Source organism: Pseudoxanthomonas sp., assembly GCF_002863005.1.
Lineage (GTDB): Bacteria > Pseudomonadota > Gammaproteobacteria > Xanthomonadales > Xanthomonadaceae > Pseudoxanthomonas_A.
The window spans coordinates 1-12837 of sequence record NZ_PKDG01000011.1 but is presented as its reverse complement, the minus strand read 5'-3'; the positions used below and the strand labels follow the sequence as shown (position 1 = coordinate 12837).

12 protein-coding genes and 1 pseudogene are annotated in these 12837 nt (G+C 67.5%); 3 read left to right on the top strand and 10 right to left on the bottom strand.

From position 1 onward, the window contains the following. The first annotated feature begins 296 nt into the window (after positions 1-296). Genes lgt through CYU89_RS03650 form a run of 3 tightly spaced genes read left to right on the top strand, consistent with a single transcriptional unit; the run spans position 297 to position 2497 of the window. Positions 297-1175 (top strand): prolipoprotein diacylglyceryl transferase, encoded by an 879-nt coding sequence (gene lgt / locus CYU89_RS03660; protein ID WP_296278866.1) that lies wholly within the window; start codon positions 297-299, stop codon positions 1173-1175. 29 nt (positions 1176-1204) lie between these two features. Then, positions 1205-1999, top strand: a complete 795-nt coding sequence (locus CYU89_RS03655; protein ID WP_296278865.1) for a thymidylate synthase — start codon at positions 1205-1207, stop codon at positions 1997-1999. Between the two features lie 3 nt (positions 2000-2002). Continuing rightward, on the top strand, positions 2003-2497 hold the full coding sequence (locus tag CYU89_RS03650) for a dihydrofolate reductase (protein WP_296278864.1): 495 nt from the start codon (positions 2003-2005) through the stop codon (positions 2495-2497). Positions 2498-2745: 248 nt separating this feature from the next. On the opposite strand, the gene CYU89_RS03645 is transcribed toward CYU89_RS03650, so the two are convergent. The 10 genes and pseudogenes from CYU89_RS03645 to CYU89_RS03600 form a co-directional block, all read right to left on the bottom strand. Next, on the bottom strand, positions 2746-3411 hold the full coding sequence (locus CYU89_RS03645; RefSeq protein WP_296278863.1) for a DUF1287 domain-containing protein: 666 nt from the start codon (positions 3409-3411) through the stop codon (positions 2746-2748). 2 nt (positions 3412-3413) lie between these two features. Next, the gene (locus CYU89_RS03640; protein WP_296278862.1) at positions 3414-4268 is read right to left on the bottom strand and encodes a symmetrical bis(5'-nucleosyl)-tetraphosphatase; all 855 of its coding nucleotides are present in this window, start codon (positions 4266-4268) and stop codon (positions 3414-3416) included. A 10-nt stretch (positions 4269-4278) separates the two neighbouring features. Beyond that, positions 4279-4659 (bottom strand): Co2+/Mg2+ efflux protein ApaG, encoded by a 381-nt coding sequence (gene apaG / locus CYU89_RS03635; protein ID WP_296278861.1) that lies wholly within the window; start codon positions 4657-4659, stop codon positions 4279-4281. A gap of 58 nt (positions 4660-4717) precedes the next feature. Then, positions 4718-5503 (bottom strand): 16S rRNA (adenine(1518)-N(6)/adenine(1519)-N(6))-dimethyltransferase RsmA, encoded by a 786-nt coding sequence (rsmA, locus tag CYU89_RS03630; protein WP_296278860.1) that lies wholly within the window; start codon positions 5501-5503, stop codon positions 4718-4720. 96 nt (positions 5504-5599) lie between these two features. Then, a complete protein-coding gene (gene pdxA, locus CYU89_RS03625) occupies positions 5600-6586 on the bottom strand; it encodes a 4-hydroxythreonine-4-phosphate dehydrogenase PdxA (RefSeq protein WP_296278859.1) in 987 nt (328 codons plus the stop codon). 34 nt (positions 6587-6620) lie between these two features. After that, positions 6621-7913: pseudogene (locus CYU89_RS03620) on the bottom strand (peptidylprolyl isomerase); the annotation flags it as partial. Next, positions 7910-10375: an LPS assembly protein LptD gene (gene lptD, locus CYU89_RS03615; protein WP_296278857.1), complete on the bottom strand. Its 2466-nt coding sequence runs from the start codon at positions 10373-10375 to the stop codon at positions 7910-7912. The pseudogene CYU89_RS03620 and the gene lptD, both read right to left, overlap by 4 nt. A 125-nt stretch (positions 10376-10500) precedes the next feature. Continuing rightward, complete coding sequence (locus CYU89_RS03610) at positions 10501-11409, bottom strand: histone deacetylase family protein (protein ID WP_296278856.1); 909 nt, start codon at positions 11407-11409, stop codon at positions 10501-10503. Positions 11410-11675: 266 nt separating this feature from the next. Then, positions 11676-12233 (bottom strand): cob(I)yrinic acid a,c-diamide adenosyltransferase, encoded by a 558-nt coding sequence (locus CYU89_RS03605; protein WP_296278855.1) that lies wholly within the window; start codon positions 12231-12233, stop codon positions 11676-11678. A 17-nt stretch (positions 12234-12250) separates the two neighbouring features. Continuing rightward, a complete protein-coding gene (locus tag CYU89_RS03600; RefSeq protein WP_296278867.1) occupies positions 12251-12826 on the bottom strand; it encodes a hypothetical protein in 576 nt (191 codons plus the stop codon). Positions 12827-12837: the final 11 nt, after the last annotated feature.

Here is a 12837-nt window from a genome sequence, read left to right as displayed (position 1 = left end):
CGGGCATGGGCGAGGGCCGGGCCGAGCAGGCTGTCCTGGATGGCATCGCGGCGACCTCGGCATTGCTGGCCCAGTATTTCCCGCAGCAGTCGGGCCAGGCCGACGAGGACGAACTGCCCAACCGTCCGCACCTGCTTGACTGATATCGGAGCCGTGGAGCGGAGCGTGCTCCGCTGACGTGATGCCCGGCTGCTCTCTCTCGGCCGGGCAGGCTCGGCGCTACGCGGGCGGCCAGTCATCCACGCACGGGGCGGGTGGGGCAGAATAGTCGCTCCCCACCGGCACTGCCGAGGCGCATGATCTACCTTCACCAGATCGACCCGATCATCTTTTCGCTGGGACCGGTCAAGCTGCACTGGTACGGCTTGATGTACCTGCTGGCGTTCGTCACCGCCTGGTGGCTGGGACGCCTGCGCGCCTCGCAGGGACGCCTGCCCGGCGTCAATGCGGATGCGTTCTCCGACCTGATGTTCTACGCGATGCTTGGCGTCGTGCTGGGCGGGCGTATCGGCTATGTGCTGTTCTATGGGTTCGGCACTTTCCTCGACAACCCGTTGTCGATCTTCAAGGTGTGGGAAGGCGGCATGAGCTTCCATGGTGGCCTGCTCGGCGTGATGGCCGCGGCGCTCTGGTGGTCGCGCAAGCACCGTTTGCACTTCTTCGACACGATGGATTTCGTCGCGCCGCTGGCCGCGCCCGGGTTGGGCTTCGGCCGGCTGGGCAACTTCATCGGCGCCGAGTTGTGGGGCAAATACACGCATGCCAACTGGGGCGTGATCTTCCCGACGGATCCTGAGCTGCGCAACTTCGATGCGCTGCAGCTCAAGGCGCAGTACGCCGCGGGCGCGTTGAACCAGTTCGCCCGCCATCCCTCCCAGCTCTATCAGGCCTTCCTAGAAGGGTTGGTGATGTTCGTCGTGCTGTGGACGGTCTCGCGCAAGCCGCGGCCGCGCTACCTCGTGTCGGGCCTGTTCGCGCTGATGTACGGCGTATTCCGCTTCCTGATGGAATTCGTCCGCGTGCCGGATGAAGGCCATTACGTCGCCTGGGGCTGGCTGACAAAGGGCCAGGTGCTCAGCGTGCCGCTGGTGCTGCTGGGCCTGTACCTGCTGTGGCTGTCGCGTCGTGCGCCGACGCTGCAGCCCGTCGTTCCCGCGCCGGTCGCCGGCAAGTAAACCGTGAAGCCTTTCGCCGGAGACCAGGCATGAAGCAATACCTCGACCTGTTGCGCCATGTGCTGGAACAGGGTGCCGAGAAGTCCGACCGCACCGGCACCGGCACGCGCAGCGTGTTCGGCTGGCAGATGCGCTTCGACTTGAACGAAGGCTTCCCGCTGGTCACCACGAAGAAGCTGCACCTGCGCTCGATCATTCACGAGCTGCTGTGGTTCCTGAAAGGCGAAACCAACATCGCCTACCTGAAGGACAACAAGGTCAGCATCTGGGACGAGTGGGCCGACGAGCACGGCGAACTGGGCCCCGTGTACGGCAAGCAGTGGCGCAGCTGGGAGGGCGCCGACGGCAAGACCATCGACCAGATGCAGTGGCTGGTGGACGAGATCAAGCGCAATCCGGATTCGCGCCGCCTGGTGATCAGCGCCTGGAACGTCGCCGAACTGCCGAAGATGGCGCTGATGCCGTGCCACTCGCTGTTCCAGTTCTACGTCGTCGACGGCAAGCTCAGTTGCCAGCTCTACCAGCGCAGTGGTGACATCTTCCTCGGCGTGCCGTTCAACATCGCCAGCTACGCACTGCTGACGCATATGGTGGCGCAGGCGACGGGCCTCGGTGTCGGCGACTTCGTGCACACGCTGGGCGATGCGCATCTGTATTCGAACCACTACGACCAGGCGCGCGAGCAACTGTCGCGTGAGCCGCGCGCGCTGCCGAAGCTGCACCTCAATCCCGACGTCACCGACCTGTTCGGCTTCACCTTCGATGACATCGAGATCCATGGCTACGATCCGCATCCGGCGATCAAGGCGCCGGTGGCGGTTTAGCGGATGCGGATTTCGCTGGTCGCCGCCCTCGATCGCCATCGCGCCATCGGACGCGACAACGACCTGCCCTGGCGCCTGCCGGACGACCTGAAACGCTTCAAGGCGCTGACGCTGGGCAAGCCGGTGCTGATGGGGCGCAAGACCGCCGAATCGCTGGGTCGCGCGCTTCCAGGACGGCTCAACCTGGTACTGACGCGCAGCGGTCGCGTGCCGTTCGAGGGTATGCGCGCAGTCGCGTCGGTTGATGAGGCGATCCGGATCGCGACGGAACAGGGTAGCGACGAGCTCTGCGTGATCGGTGGCGGCGAGGTCTACGCGTTGACACTGGACCGTGCCGACGTTTTGCACCTCACAGAGGTCGACACCGAGGTGCAGGACGCGCATGCGTTCTTCCCGGCTTTCAGTCCGGCGATCTGGCAGGAAGTCGCCCGCGAACCGCATCCGGCGGATGCCAAGCATGCGATGGCCTTCGACTTCGTCGAGTATCGCCGTCATTGAGCAGCACCATCCGTAGGCTGGGATGAAGCGTTGCGCAATCCCAGCGTTCTCCTGTCCTGTACGCCGACACGCTGCGTGGTGCTGGGTTTATCAACCCAGCCTACGGAGTGGGAGAGGCTGATGCACCTCCGTAGGCTGGGATGGAGCGAAGCGCAATCCCAGCGCTTTCCCTGCCTCAATGCGCTGCGTGGCGCAGGCTTTCGTCACCCTGCCTGCGGGGCGGCTGCGTTGCTTGCCGCGAGCCCGCGTCACGGGGACGCGCGCGATGCCACGATGGTCGGTGGGCGGTAGTGGCCGATGATCGTATGGTCGAACAGGAGGTCGTCTTCATGCGTGCCTGCACTGATGTTGTGCAGGATCAGCGGCGTGCCGTCGTGGCTGCGGCGATCGGACACGATGCCGATATGCAGCAACCCACTGCCGTTGAGCCGCCACGCGACAATGTCGCCTGCTGCGAAGTCGCCTGGCGATTGGCCGATCGATCGCGCCCATCCATGCCGTTCGAACCAGCGCATCTGGTTCGGTACGCGACGGTGGTCGATGTTGCGGTCGGTGCGGCTCAATCCCCATTGCCTTGGGTACTGATCGAAGTGGGTGCGCATGTCGTCGTGGATCGCCTGCTGCAGATCCAACCCCTGCGTACGCAGTGCGCGGATCACCACATCGGTGCAGACGCCGCGGTCACCGGGCACGTCGCCGCCGGGATAGGACAGACTGAAGTAGGCCGGGTCGTACACGTGGACCACGCCGATCTGCGCCCGTGCCGCCGCGACCAGGGGTGGAGACGCAGCCGGAAGCGCGTCCGCTGCCGTGGTCGGTGACGTGGCGGTTTCGACGATGATGGGCGTTTCATCGCGGCAGGCCGCGAGCACCATCAGCACCAGGCACAACGTCGACAGCTGCACCCACCGCATGCTCAGTCCTTCGGCAATTCGCCCTTGGGCGGTGGAGGCACGTCGCGGCCGGGGACCTGCACCAGCCGGATCTCGTCGGTGTCGAGTTGCAATGCGGTGAGTTTCCCGCCCCACACCGCACCGGTGTCGATCGCGTGCACGCCATGGCCGATCATCAGGCCCAGCGTGGACCAGTGGCCGCAGACGATCTTCAGGTCCCGCTCGGCGCGGCCGGGGACTTCGTACCAGGGATACAGGCCCTGGGCCTGGCGGCCCGGCGCGCCCTTCTCCTCGATCGCCATGCGCCCGCGCGGCGTGCAGTAGCGCATGCGCGTGAGCACGTTGATGATGGCGCGCGAGCGGTCGTGCCCCGAGAGGTGCGGCGCCCAGTTTGGCTTGTCGCCGTACATGTTGCGGAACAGCTTGCGGTAGGCGTTGCCGTGCAACTGCACTTCCACTTCGCGCGCGTGTTTTTCCGCGAGGGCGGTGGTCCACTTCGGCGCGAGCCCGGCGTGCACCATCATCCAGCCCAGTTCCCGGTCCACGTGCACCAGTTTTTGCAGGCGCAACCAGTCCAGCAGTACGCGTGCATCGTCGGCCAGCACCACGCGTTGCAGGTCGGGATTGACCTTGCGCTGTTCGTCCGGCGAGCGTTCGCCGATCGCCAGCAGGGAGAGATCGTGGTTGCCCAGCACCACCACGCAGTGATCGCGCAGCGAATGCACCAGCCGCAGCGTTTCCAGCGACTGTCCGCCGCGGTTGACGAGGTCGCCGCAGAACCAAAGCCGGTCCTGCGCCGGATCGAAGCGGATCTTCTCCAGCAGGCGCTGCGTCGCGTCGTAGCAGCCCTGCAGGTCGCCGATGGCCCAGACGGTCATCGCGGCGGACTCAGTGCAGGGTCCGCGGGACGGACAGGGTGAAGGCGGCGATGGGCGCGTCGAACCGGGTGCCGTCGTCGGCGAGCATGTCGTAGCGTCCCTGCATGGTGCCCAGTGCGGTTTCCAGGATGGCGCCGGAGGTGTAGCGGAAGTCTTCGCCCGGCCTCAGCCAGGGCTGTTCGCCGACCACGCCTTCGCCTTCCACTTCCTCCACCTTGCCGTTGGCGTCGGTGATGATCCAGTGTCGGCGAAGCAGCTGCGCCGGCACGCGGCCGCGGTTGTGGATGCGGATCGTGTACGCGAACACATAGCGCCCGTCCTCGGGCGCTGACTGGTCATCCAGGAAGCGCGTGGCGACATCCACGTCGATGGCGTAATCGGGGGAATCCATGCGTTCAGTGTATGCAAACGCGCGTAAAAGCGGAAACAACGCGGCGCGATGCCGCAACTCAGTCGTCCGCAGGCAGGTTGGCGAGGCGGACGAAACCATCCACGCCGACCTGTTCGGCACGCGCGTCCGGACGCAGGCCGGCGGCTTCGATCTGGTCCGTCGTGCACGTGCCACCCAGTGCATTGCGCAGGGTCTTGCGCCGCTGGCCGAACGCCGCGCGCACGACGGCCTCGAAGCGGCCAGGGTCGCTGATGCCGATGGACGTGGCATCGCGGGGCACCAGCCGGGCCACCGCCGAATCGACCTTCGGCGGCGGACGGAACGCGCCGGGCGGGACGACGAACAGCGCGTCCACGCGGCAGTACGCCTGCAGCATCACGCTGAGACGGCCGTAGACCTTGCTGCCGGGCTCGGCGGCCATGCGGTCCACCACCTCCTTCTGCAGCATGAAGACCATGTCGCGGATCGAGGCGGCGTGTTCGATGGCATGGAACAGGATGGGCGACGACAGGTTGTACGGCAGGTTGCCGACCAAGCGCAGTTTTTCGTCGCCGGCGAGCTTGCCGAAGTCCACGTCCAGGACGTTCTTGTGGATGATCGTCAGCCGGCCCACGCCCTCCGACGCTTCCATCAGCGGCGTGATCAGGTCGCGGTCGAACTCGATCGCCGTCAGCTCGCCATGCTTGCGCAGCAGTGGGAACGTGATCGCGCCCTGGCCCGGCCCGATCTCAACCAGCCGGTCGCCAGGCTGCAAATTCACCGCCATCACGATCTTGTCGATGTAGCTGCGGTCGGTCAGGAAGTGCTGGCCGAGGGACTTCTTCGGGGGAGCCTTGAAGGACATGGGGGCGCGGAGCCTTTGAAAGCAGAAGAGAGTGTGGGGAAGTGAGGAGCGAGCAGGGCAGGCGGGAACGACGGGGCGCGACATCTTCCTCACTCCTCACTGTTCTCCGCTCACTCCTCGCCGTAACGCCATGCGCGCACAGGTGGCCACGGCGGCGAACAGGCTGGAGGGATCGGCGATGCCCTTGCCGGCAAGGTCGAGCGCGGTGCCGTGGTCGACCGCCACGCGCGGATACGGCAGCCCCAGCGTCAGGTTCACCGCCTGCTCGAAGCCGCTGTACTTGAGGACCGGCAGGCCCTGGTCGTGATACATCGCGACCACGGCATCGAAGCCCCGCAGTTTCTGCGGCAGGAACGCGGTATCGGCGGGTAGCGGACCTTCAAGGCGCAGGCCGTCCGCGCGCAGGGCGTGCAACACAGGCTCGATGACCTCGATTTCCTCATTGCCGAGGTGGCCGGCTTCCCCCGCATGCGGGTTCAGGCCGAGCACGGCGATGACCGGGTCTGCGATGCCGAAGTCACGGCGCAGCGCGGCATGCGTGATGCGCAGTACCTGCTCCAGCCCAGCGGGCGTGATGGCGTCGGGAACAGCCCGCAAGGGCAGGTGCGTGGTTGCCAGCGCGACGCGCACGATGTCGTTGGCCAGCATCATCACCACCGGACAGTCCGCCTGTTCCGCCAGCAGTTCCGTCGTGCCCCGGTAAGCGATGCCGCCGGCGTTGATCGCCGCCTTGTGCACGGGGCCGGTGACCAGGCCGTCGAGATCGCCCCGCAGGCAGGCGCCGGCCGCATGCGTCAGCGCATCGATGACCGCGCGCGCGTTGCGCGGCTCGGTCGCGCCGAAGGCGTTTGGGACGGCGTTGGGGAGGGGGTGCAGGCGCAGATCGCCCGGCCGCCGCGCGACCTCATGCTCGGCGAGCAGGCGGAGCGGCAGACCAAGCGCATCGGCTGCCGCCCCCAGCGTGACGGCATCGCCAAAGGCGAGGAGGGTGTAATCGTCGCGCACCTGCTGCGCCAGACGCACGCAGAGTTCGGGTCCGATGCCGCCCGGCTCGCCCGGAACCAGCGCGAGCCGCGGTACCACGTCAGCCGCCCGGCGTGGTCTCGGCGCCGGCATTGCGGAAGCTCACGTAGGCTTCGCCACGCAGTTCCTGCAGATAGCGGTTGTACTCGTCTTCCGCCTTGCGGCGGCCGATGGTTTCGCGCACCTGGGCGCGGCGGTTCTGGTCGGTCACGTCCGTCTGGCGGCTGCCCACGCGCTGCACAATGTGCCAGCCCGCGTCGGTGCGGAACGGCGGGCTGACCTGGCCGTCCTGCAGACCGGTGACCTGCTGGCCGAAGGCCGGACCGAACGCCTCGGCGGGGAACCAGCCCAGGTCGCCGCCTTCATCGCGGCTGTTGGCGTCCTCGGTGGATTCCTTGGCGACTTCGACGAAATCAGCGCCGCCGGCGATGCGGGCGCGCAGGGTATCGATCTTGGCCTTGGCGGCGTTCGCGTCCTGCGTTGGCGTGATGCGGATCAGGATGTGGCGCGCGTTGTACTCGGTGACCGACCGCTGTTCGGCTTTCGCGCCGTCGCGCACTTCCACCAGCTTCAACAGCTGGAAGCCGCTGGGGCCGCGCAGTGGGCCGACGACCTGGCCGGGGCTCATGCCCTTCAGCATTTCCACGAACGCGGTGGGGATCTCGTCCGGGCTGCGCCAGCCGAGGTCGCCGCCTTCCAGGGCGTTGGGGCTGTCTGAGTAGCGCACGGCGGCGGCGGAGAAATCCAGCTCGCCCTTGTCGACAAGCGCCTTGACGCCGTCGATCTTGCTCTTGCCGGTATTGATCTGTTCCGCACTGGCGCCATCGGGCAACGCCACCAGGATGTGCGCGAGGTGGTACTGGACCTGTCCGGTAGCCTGCGCGGCGAGCGCGGCATCGACCTCGCCTTCGCTCACCTGCACGCGGCTCTGGGCGAAGCTCTGGCGGAGGCGCTGGATCGTCACCTCATCGCGCAGCGAACTGCGGAACTCGGCGAACGACATGCCGTCGGCTTCCAGCCGCTGGCGCAGGCCGTCGGGCGTGGTGCCGTTCTGCTGGGCGACCGCGTTGACCGCATTGTTGAGTTCGGCGTCGCTGATGCGGATGCCGCTTTCGGCTGCGCGCGCGACCTGCAGCTTGACCAGCACCAGTCGCTCCAGCACCTGGCGCTCCAGCACGTTGCGCGGCGGAAGCTGGCCAGGCTGGTTGGCGTACTGGGTCAGCACGTTCTGCACCGCGCGGTCCAGCTCGCTCTGCAGCACGACATCCTCGTTGACGACGGCGGCGATGCCGTCCAGGCGCTGCAGGGTCTGGGCCTGCACCGAGGTAGCGACCGTCGACAGGGTCAGCAGGCCGGCGATGAGGAAGCGGGAAAACGGCTTGGTCATGGCAATGGATCCGGAGCGTAAGAGGTGTCGTCCGGTCGCTGCGCGATATTGCTCGGCGGGACGAGATAGAGGTCGTCTCGGTAGTAACCGAGAATAGCACGGCGCAAGGTGCGGTCCGTGTCCTGGCCGGCCGAGCCCAGGCCTTTCAGGACGAATTCCACCTGGAATCCGGTGTTCATTTCGCCCTCGCGGTTGCGCACGTAGCGGCGTACCAGCGCGCGCACGGCCAGGCAGCAGCTGTCCCACTGCACGCCGGCGACGCCTTCCAGCAGACCCGGCTCCTGGTCGGTCGCGGCATCGCGATAGAAGGAATGGTAGTAGCGTCCCACCACGCTCCACGCCGGCGTCACCGGGTAGAGGAACGAGAAGTCGGCCTGCTCCAGCAGGTCGCGGCGGCGGCGGTACGTGATGTTGACCACGCCGTCGTCCGGCAGCAGGTAGCGGGCACGCACGCTGGCCAGGTCTTCGCGGCGGAACTTCGGGTCCCACTGATAGGAAGCGCCGATGGTCCAGCGATCCGTCGGCGCGTAGTTGGCGTCGACGACCCAGGCCGACTTGCCTTGCGCCAGGGGGACCTCGTTCGGCGCGGTGACGCGCACGTCGTCGAAGTAGCGGATCTGGCCGATGCTGGCCGACAGGCGTTCGAAACCATCCTTCTGCCGCAGCAGGCGCGTGGTCAACGCCAGCGTCAGCTGGTTCGCGTCGGTCTGGCGGTCCGGTCCGGTGTACCGGTTGTCGCGGAACAGCTGCCCGTAGCTGAAGTTGAACGGACGCGTGTCGAAGATCGGCAAGCCGTCTTGTTCGCGATACGGCGCGTTGAGGTAGAACAGGCGCGGCTCGAGCGTGTGCAGGAAGCGGTCGCCCTTGATCTCGGTTTCACGGTCGAAGTACACGCCCGCGTCGAACGAGCCGATCGGCAGGCTGCGGCTGGGCGAACGATCGTAGAACTCGGCGATCTGCGCCGCGCTCACCGGTTGCCCCGCGGCGATGCCATACGCGGCGCGCGCACGATCGGTGGCGATCGTCTGGGCCAGGTCGGCGTCCAGCCGGTACTCGGTATGGCGGTAGGCCAGCGTGGGCGTGACGTACCAGGACGCGCCCTGGATGGGGAACGAGATGGTCGGCTTGAGGTCGATGCGGCTGCCGCCGGCGAGTTCGTCGTGCTGGAAGCGCACCGCTTCCGCATGGCCGCCCACGTTGATCCAGCGGCTCAGCGGCTGGCTCCAGTTGAAGTAGGTGCGGGGCAGGCGGTTGTAGGGCAGCGAGGCTTCGGTGCTCAGGTAGTCGGAGAGCTGCCAGTGGTCGGCCATCAGGCCGGCGCTCCAGTACTCGCCGGCGCCATAGATGCCGGCCGTGCTGGTGACGGAGGAGTACGCCTGGCCGAACAGCGAGTTGCCGAAGTCCTCCTGGTAGCGCGCGTCGCTCAGCCAGATCAGGTTGGCGCGCGCCTGCCAGTTCGGACTGAACCGGTGGTCGCCTTCGAACGACAGAAAGCCGCGGCCGTCGTCCGGATCGGGATTGTTCGGATTGAGGGGATCGTAGTCCGCCTCGTTCATGCGGTCGCGGACCAGGTCGTCCTTGGTCATCCAGGTGCCCTGGATCTCGCCGCGCCCCTTCTCGTACAGATAGCGGAATTCCGCGCCCATCTGGAACCCGCGTTCGCTCATGTAGCGCGGTTCCAGCGTCGCGTCGTAGTTCGGCGCCAGGTTGAGGTAGATCGGCTGCTTCCAGTCGAAGCCGTTCCGGCCGGACAGGCCGATCGCCGGGTACAGCAGGCCGGTGTGGCGCTGGTCGTCGATGGGGAACTTCAGGTACGGCACGTACAGCACCGGCACCTTGCCCAGGCGGATGGTCGCGCCACGGGCCACGCCCCATCCGTCGTCGGTGTTGATGTCGATGCGGCGCGAGCGCAGTTCCCAGCGGCGGTCGTCGGGATCGCAGGTGGAATAGGTGGAGTGCAGCAGGCTGCCCTCCGGTCCCTTCATGTCGATGCGGTCGGCGCCACCGTTGCCGCGCCGGTCCACCAACTGGTAGCGCACGTTGTCGATCTGGTGCGTGTCGGCGCTCTGGTCGCCGCGGGCCGTGTCGGCGATCAGGCGGATGCCGGTGTCCTGGTACCGGATGTGGCCATCGGCGACGTACGTGTCCTTTTCCTGGTCGTACTTCAGGTTGTCGGCGCCCAGGAACTGGTCGCCGCGACTGAGGGCGACATTGCCCTGGTACTCGAGGTTGGCCTCGGTACCTCCCAGCTGGTCGCCTTCGATCGAGGTCGGCTGACCGGCCCGCTGCTCGCGCGTCAGCTGGGGGTTGTCGGCCGACGGGGGCGCCGCGCCGCCGAATGCCGGGATGACATCCTGGATCGGGCACAGCGCCCAGCTTTCGGGCTTCTCATCGTCGGCCATCGCCGGCAGGCACAGGGCGATGCTGAAGGGCAACGGTAGCAGGCGAAGGGCGGTGCGCACGCGGTGCAAGGCTCGCTGTCGGACGAAAAACGGCCGTTAGCTTGCCCCATCCCATGCATGCGGGCAATGAAGGCCTCCGGCCGGTGTCGGTCGAGGTTCAGCGATTGGCCGGACTGCCGTGGCGATCAGCGCAGCGCGTCCACGTGGACCTTGGCGCAGTCGCTCAACGCCTCCAGGTCGTAGCCCCCTTCGAGCATGGACACCACGCGTCCGGCGGCATGCCGGTCGGCCAGGTCGCGCAGCTGCCGGGTCAGCCAGCCGAAGTCGTCGGTTTCGAGCATCAGGTCGGCCAGCGGATCGCGCATGTGGGCATCGAATCCGGCCGAGATCAGCAGCAGTTGCGGCTTGAAGTCGTCGAGCGCCGGCAGCAGTTCGTCGGCCCAGGTGTTCTGGAAGCGGAACCCGCCGCTGCCGGGTGGCAGCAGCGCGTTGAAGACGTTGCCGACCCCCCGTTCGTACGGTGCGCCGCTGTGCGGATAAATGCCCGACTCGTGGCTGCTGAAGTAGGCCACGCGGGGTTCGTCGTAGAAGATGGCCTGCGTGCCGTTGCCGTGGTGCACGTCGAAGTCGATCACCGCGACGCGCTCAAGTCCGTGCCTGTCGCAGGCATGCGCCGCCGCGACGGCGATGTTGTTGAACAGGCAGAACCCCATCGCGGCCGTGCCGGTCGCATGGTGGCCGGGCGGCCGGACCGCGCAGAAGACGGTCCGGTCCTCGCCGTTCATCACGGCATCCACGCCTGCCACGCCGGCACCGGCGGCCCGCAACGCCGCGGCGCGCGAGGCTGGGGACATCACCGTGTCCGGGTCCAGCATGCGGTAGCCGGAAACGTCCGCCTCCAGCACCTCCCGCACCAGCGCTTCGTCGTGCACGCGCCGCAGGTCCCCGAGCTTGGCGATCGGCGCCTCCCGCCAGTCGGCATCGGCGTGGTGCCGGCGCAGCGCATCCAGCACGACTTCCAGCCGGGCGGGCCGCTCCGGATGTTCCGGTCCGGGGTCATGGAGCAGGCAGGCGGGATGGGTGTAGATGATCACGGTGCCGGCATTGTCCGGGTTCGGGAAGTGGCGCAGACGGTCCCACGCGGTGGGGAGTCAGCGCCATTCTAAGCGCGGCCCTGTGGCGGCTGGCATTCGACCTTTCGGGGGCGGCGTGACGTGGCGTCCGCCGTCCGGGTCGCCGATGCTCTGTGCGAGCGCCTTAGGGTGCGATGCCCTGCCGGCGGGTCACCCCGACGCATCGCGGGCAGGGCCCGCTCCTACCATGCTGCGGAGGTCGGTGGGACCGCCCCGCGCTCAACGGCTCAGGCGTGGCGCCGCTCGTGTTTCCACAGCACTTCGCCGTGTCCGTCGGCGCGGGCCAGCACGCGGGCCAGCACGAACAGCAGGTCGGACAACCGGTTGAGATAGCGGATCGCTTCCGGGCGCACGGCGTCGTGACGGGCCAACGTGACGGTTTCGCGCTCGGCCCGGCGCACGATGGTGCGGGCCAGGTGGCAACGCGAGGCCGCTTCGCCCCCTGCCGGCAGGATGAAGTCCTTCAGCGGCGGCAGGTCGTCGTTGTACTGGTCCAGTTGCTTTTCCAGCGCATCGACATCGTCACCGGTGATCGCCGCGTGGCCGGGAATGCAGAGCTCGCCGCCCAGATCGAACAACTGGTGCTGCACGGTGGTCAACAGCGCGCGGATGTCGTCCGGCACGCTCGCCACCGCCAGCAGCACGCCGATGGCCGAATTGGCTTCGTCCACCGTGCCGTAGGCCGTGACGCGGGCGGAGTCCTTGCCCACGCGCGTGCCGTCGCCCAGGCCGGTGCTGCCGTCGTCGCCGGTGCGCGTGTAGATCTTCGAGAGGCGGTTGCCCATCGGCGCCCCGGGCCCGCTCAGCCGGCCGCGCGGCCGTGCGGCCGGGCCAGGCGCACCACCTGTCCGGCCAGTACGTGCACGATGACGGCCAGGCCCACGTAGATCGCGGCCACGCGCAGGTACGGCAGGTACCAGTCGCTGAAATTCTTCCACCAGCCGGCGACGGTGGGCTCGCTCACGACCGGGCTGAGCCAGTAGAAGCTGCCCTGGCTCACCAAGTGGCAGACGGTGACCGAAGCCAGCAGCGTGCCGACCAGCAGCGCCAGCGTGCGGCCGTGGTTAGCGGTCTGGTAACGGCGAAGCAGAGCGCCACCCGCCCACATCGCACCGTAGGCCGGCACCAGGAACCAGTACGCCGGCGAAACGCAGTAATGCGTCCAGAAATTGATGCCCTGGCCGCTGATGACGATGTAGTCCACCGCCACGGCAGCCGCCATGAACAGCGGGAAAGCCCAGCGCGACCACGTGCGCAGATAGTAGCCACCGATGAAGAAGGCCGCCCAGCTCGCGTCGGGCAACGGACCGATGTGACCGAAGGTCGTCGGCAGGTGCAGGCGGGTGAGGACCAGCAGGGCAGCGACCAGCATCAGCACGAGGGCGCGTT

Coding starts and splice junctions, on each gene's coding strand:
- lgt (WP_296278866.1), top strand. CDS start 297: ATGATCTACCTTCACCAGATCGACCCGATCATCTTTTCGCTGGGACCG.
- CYU89_RS03655 (WP_296278865.1), top strand. CDS start 1,205: ATGAAGCAATACCTCGACCTGTTGCGCCATGTGCTGGAACAGGGTGCC.
- CYU89_RS03650 (WP_296278864.1), top strand. CDS start 2,003: ATGCGGATTTCGCTGGTCGCCGCCCTCGATCGCCATCGCGCCATCGGA.
- CYU89_RS03645 (WP_296278863.1), bottom strand. CDS start 3,411: ATGCGGTGGGTGCAGCTGTCGACGTTGTGCCTGGTGCTGATGGTGCTC.
- CYU89_RS03640 (WP_296278862.1), bottom strand. CDS start 4,268: ATGACCGTCTGGGCCATCGGCGACCTGCAGGGCTGCTACGACGCGACG.
- apaG (WP_296278861.1), bottom strand. CDS start 4,659: ATGGATTCCCCCGATTACGCCATCGACGTGGATGTCGCCACGCGCTTC.
- rsmA (WP_296278860.1), bottom strand. CDS start 5,503: ATGTCCTTCAAGGCTCCCCCGAAGAAGTCCCTCGGCCAGCACTTCCTG.
- CYU89_RS03605 (WP_296278855.1), bottom strand. CDS start 12,233: ATGGGCAACCGCCTCTCGAAGATCTACACGCGCACCGGCGACGACGGC.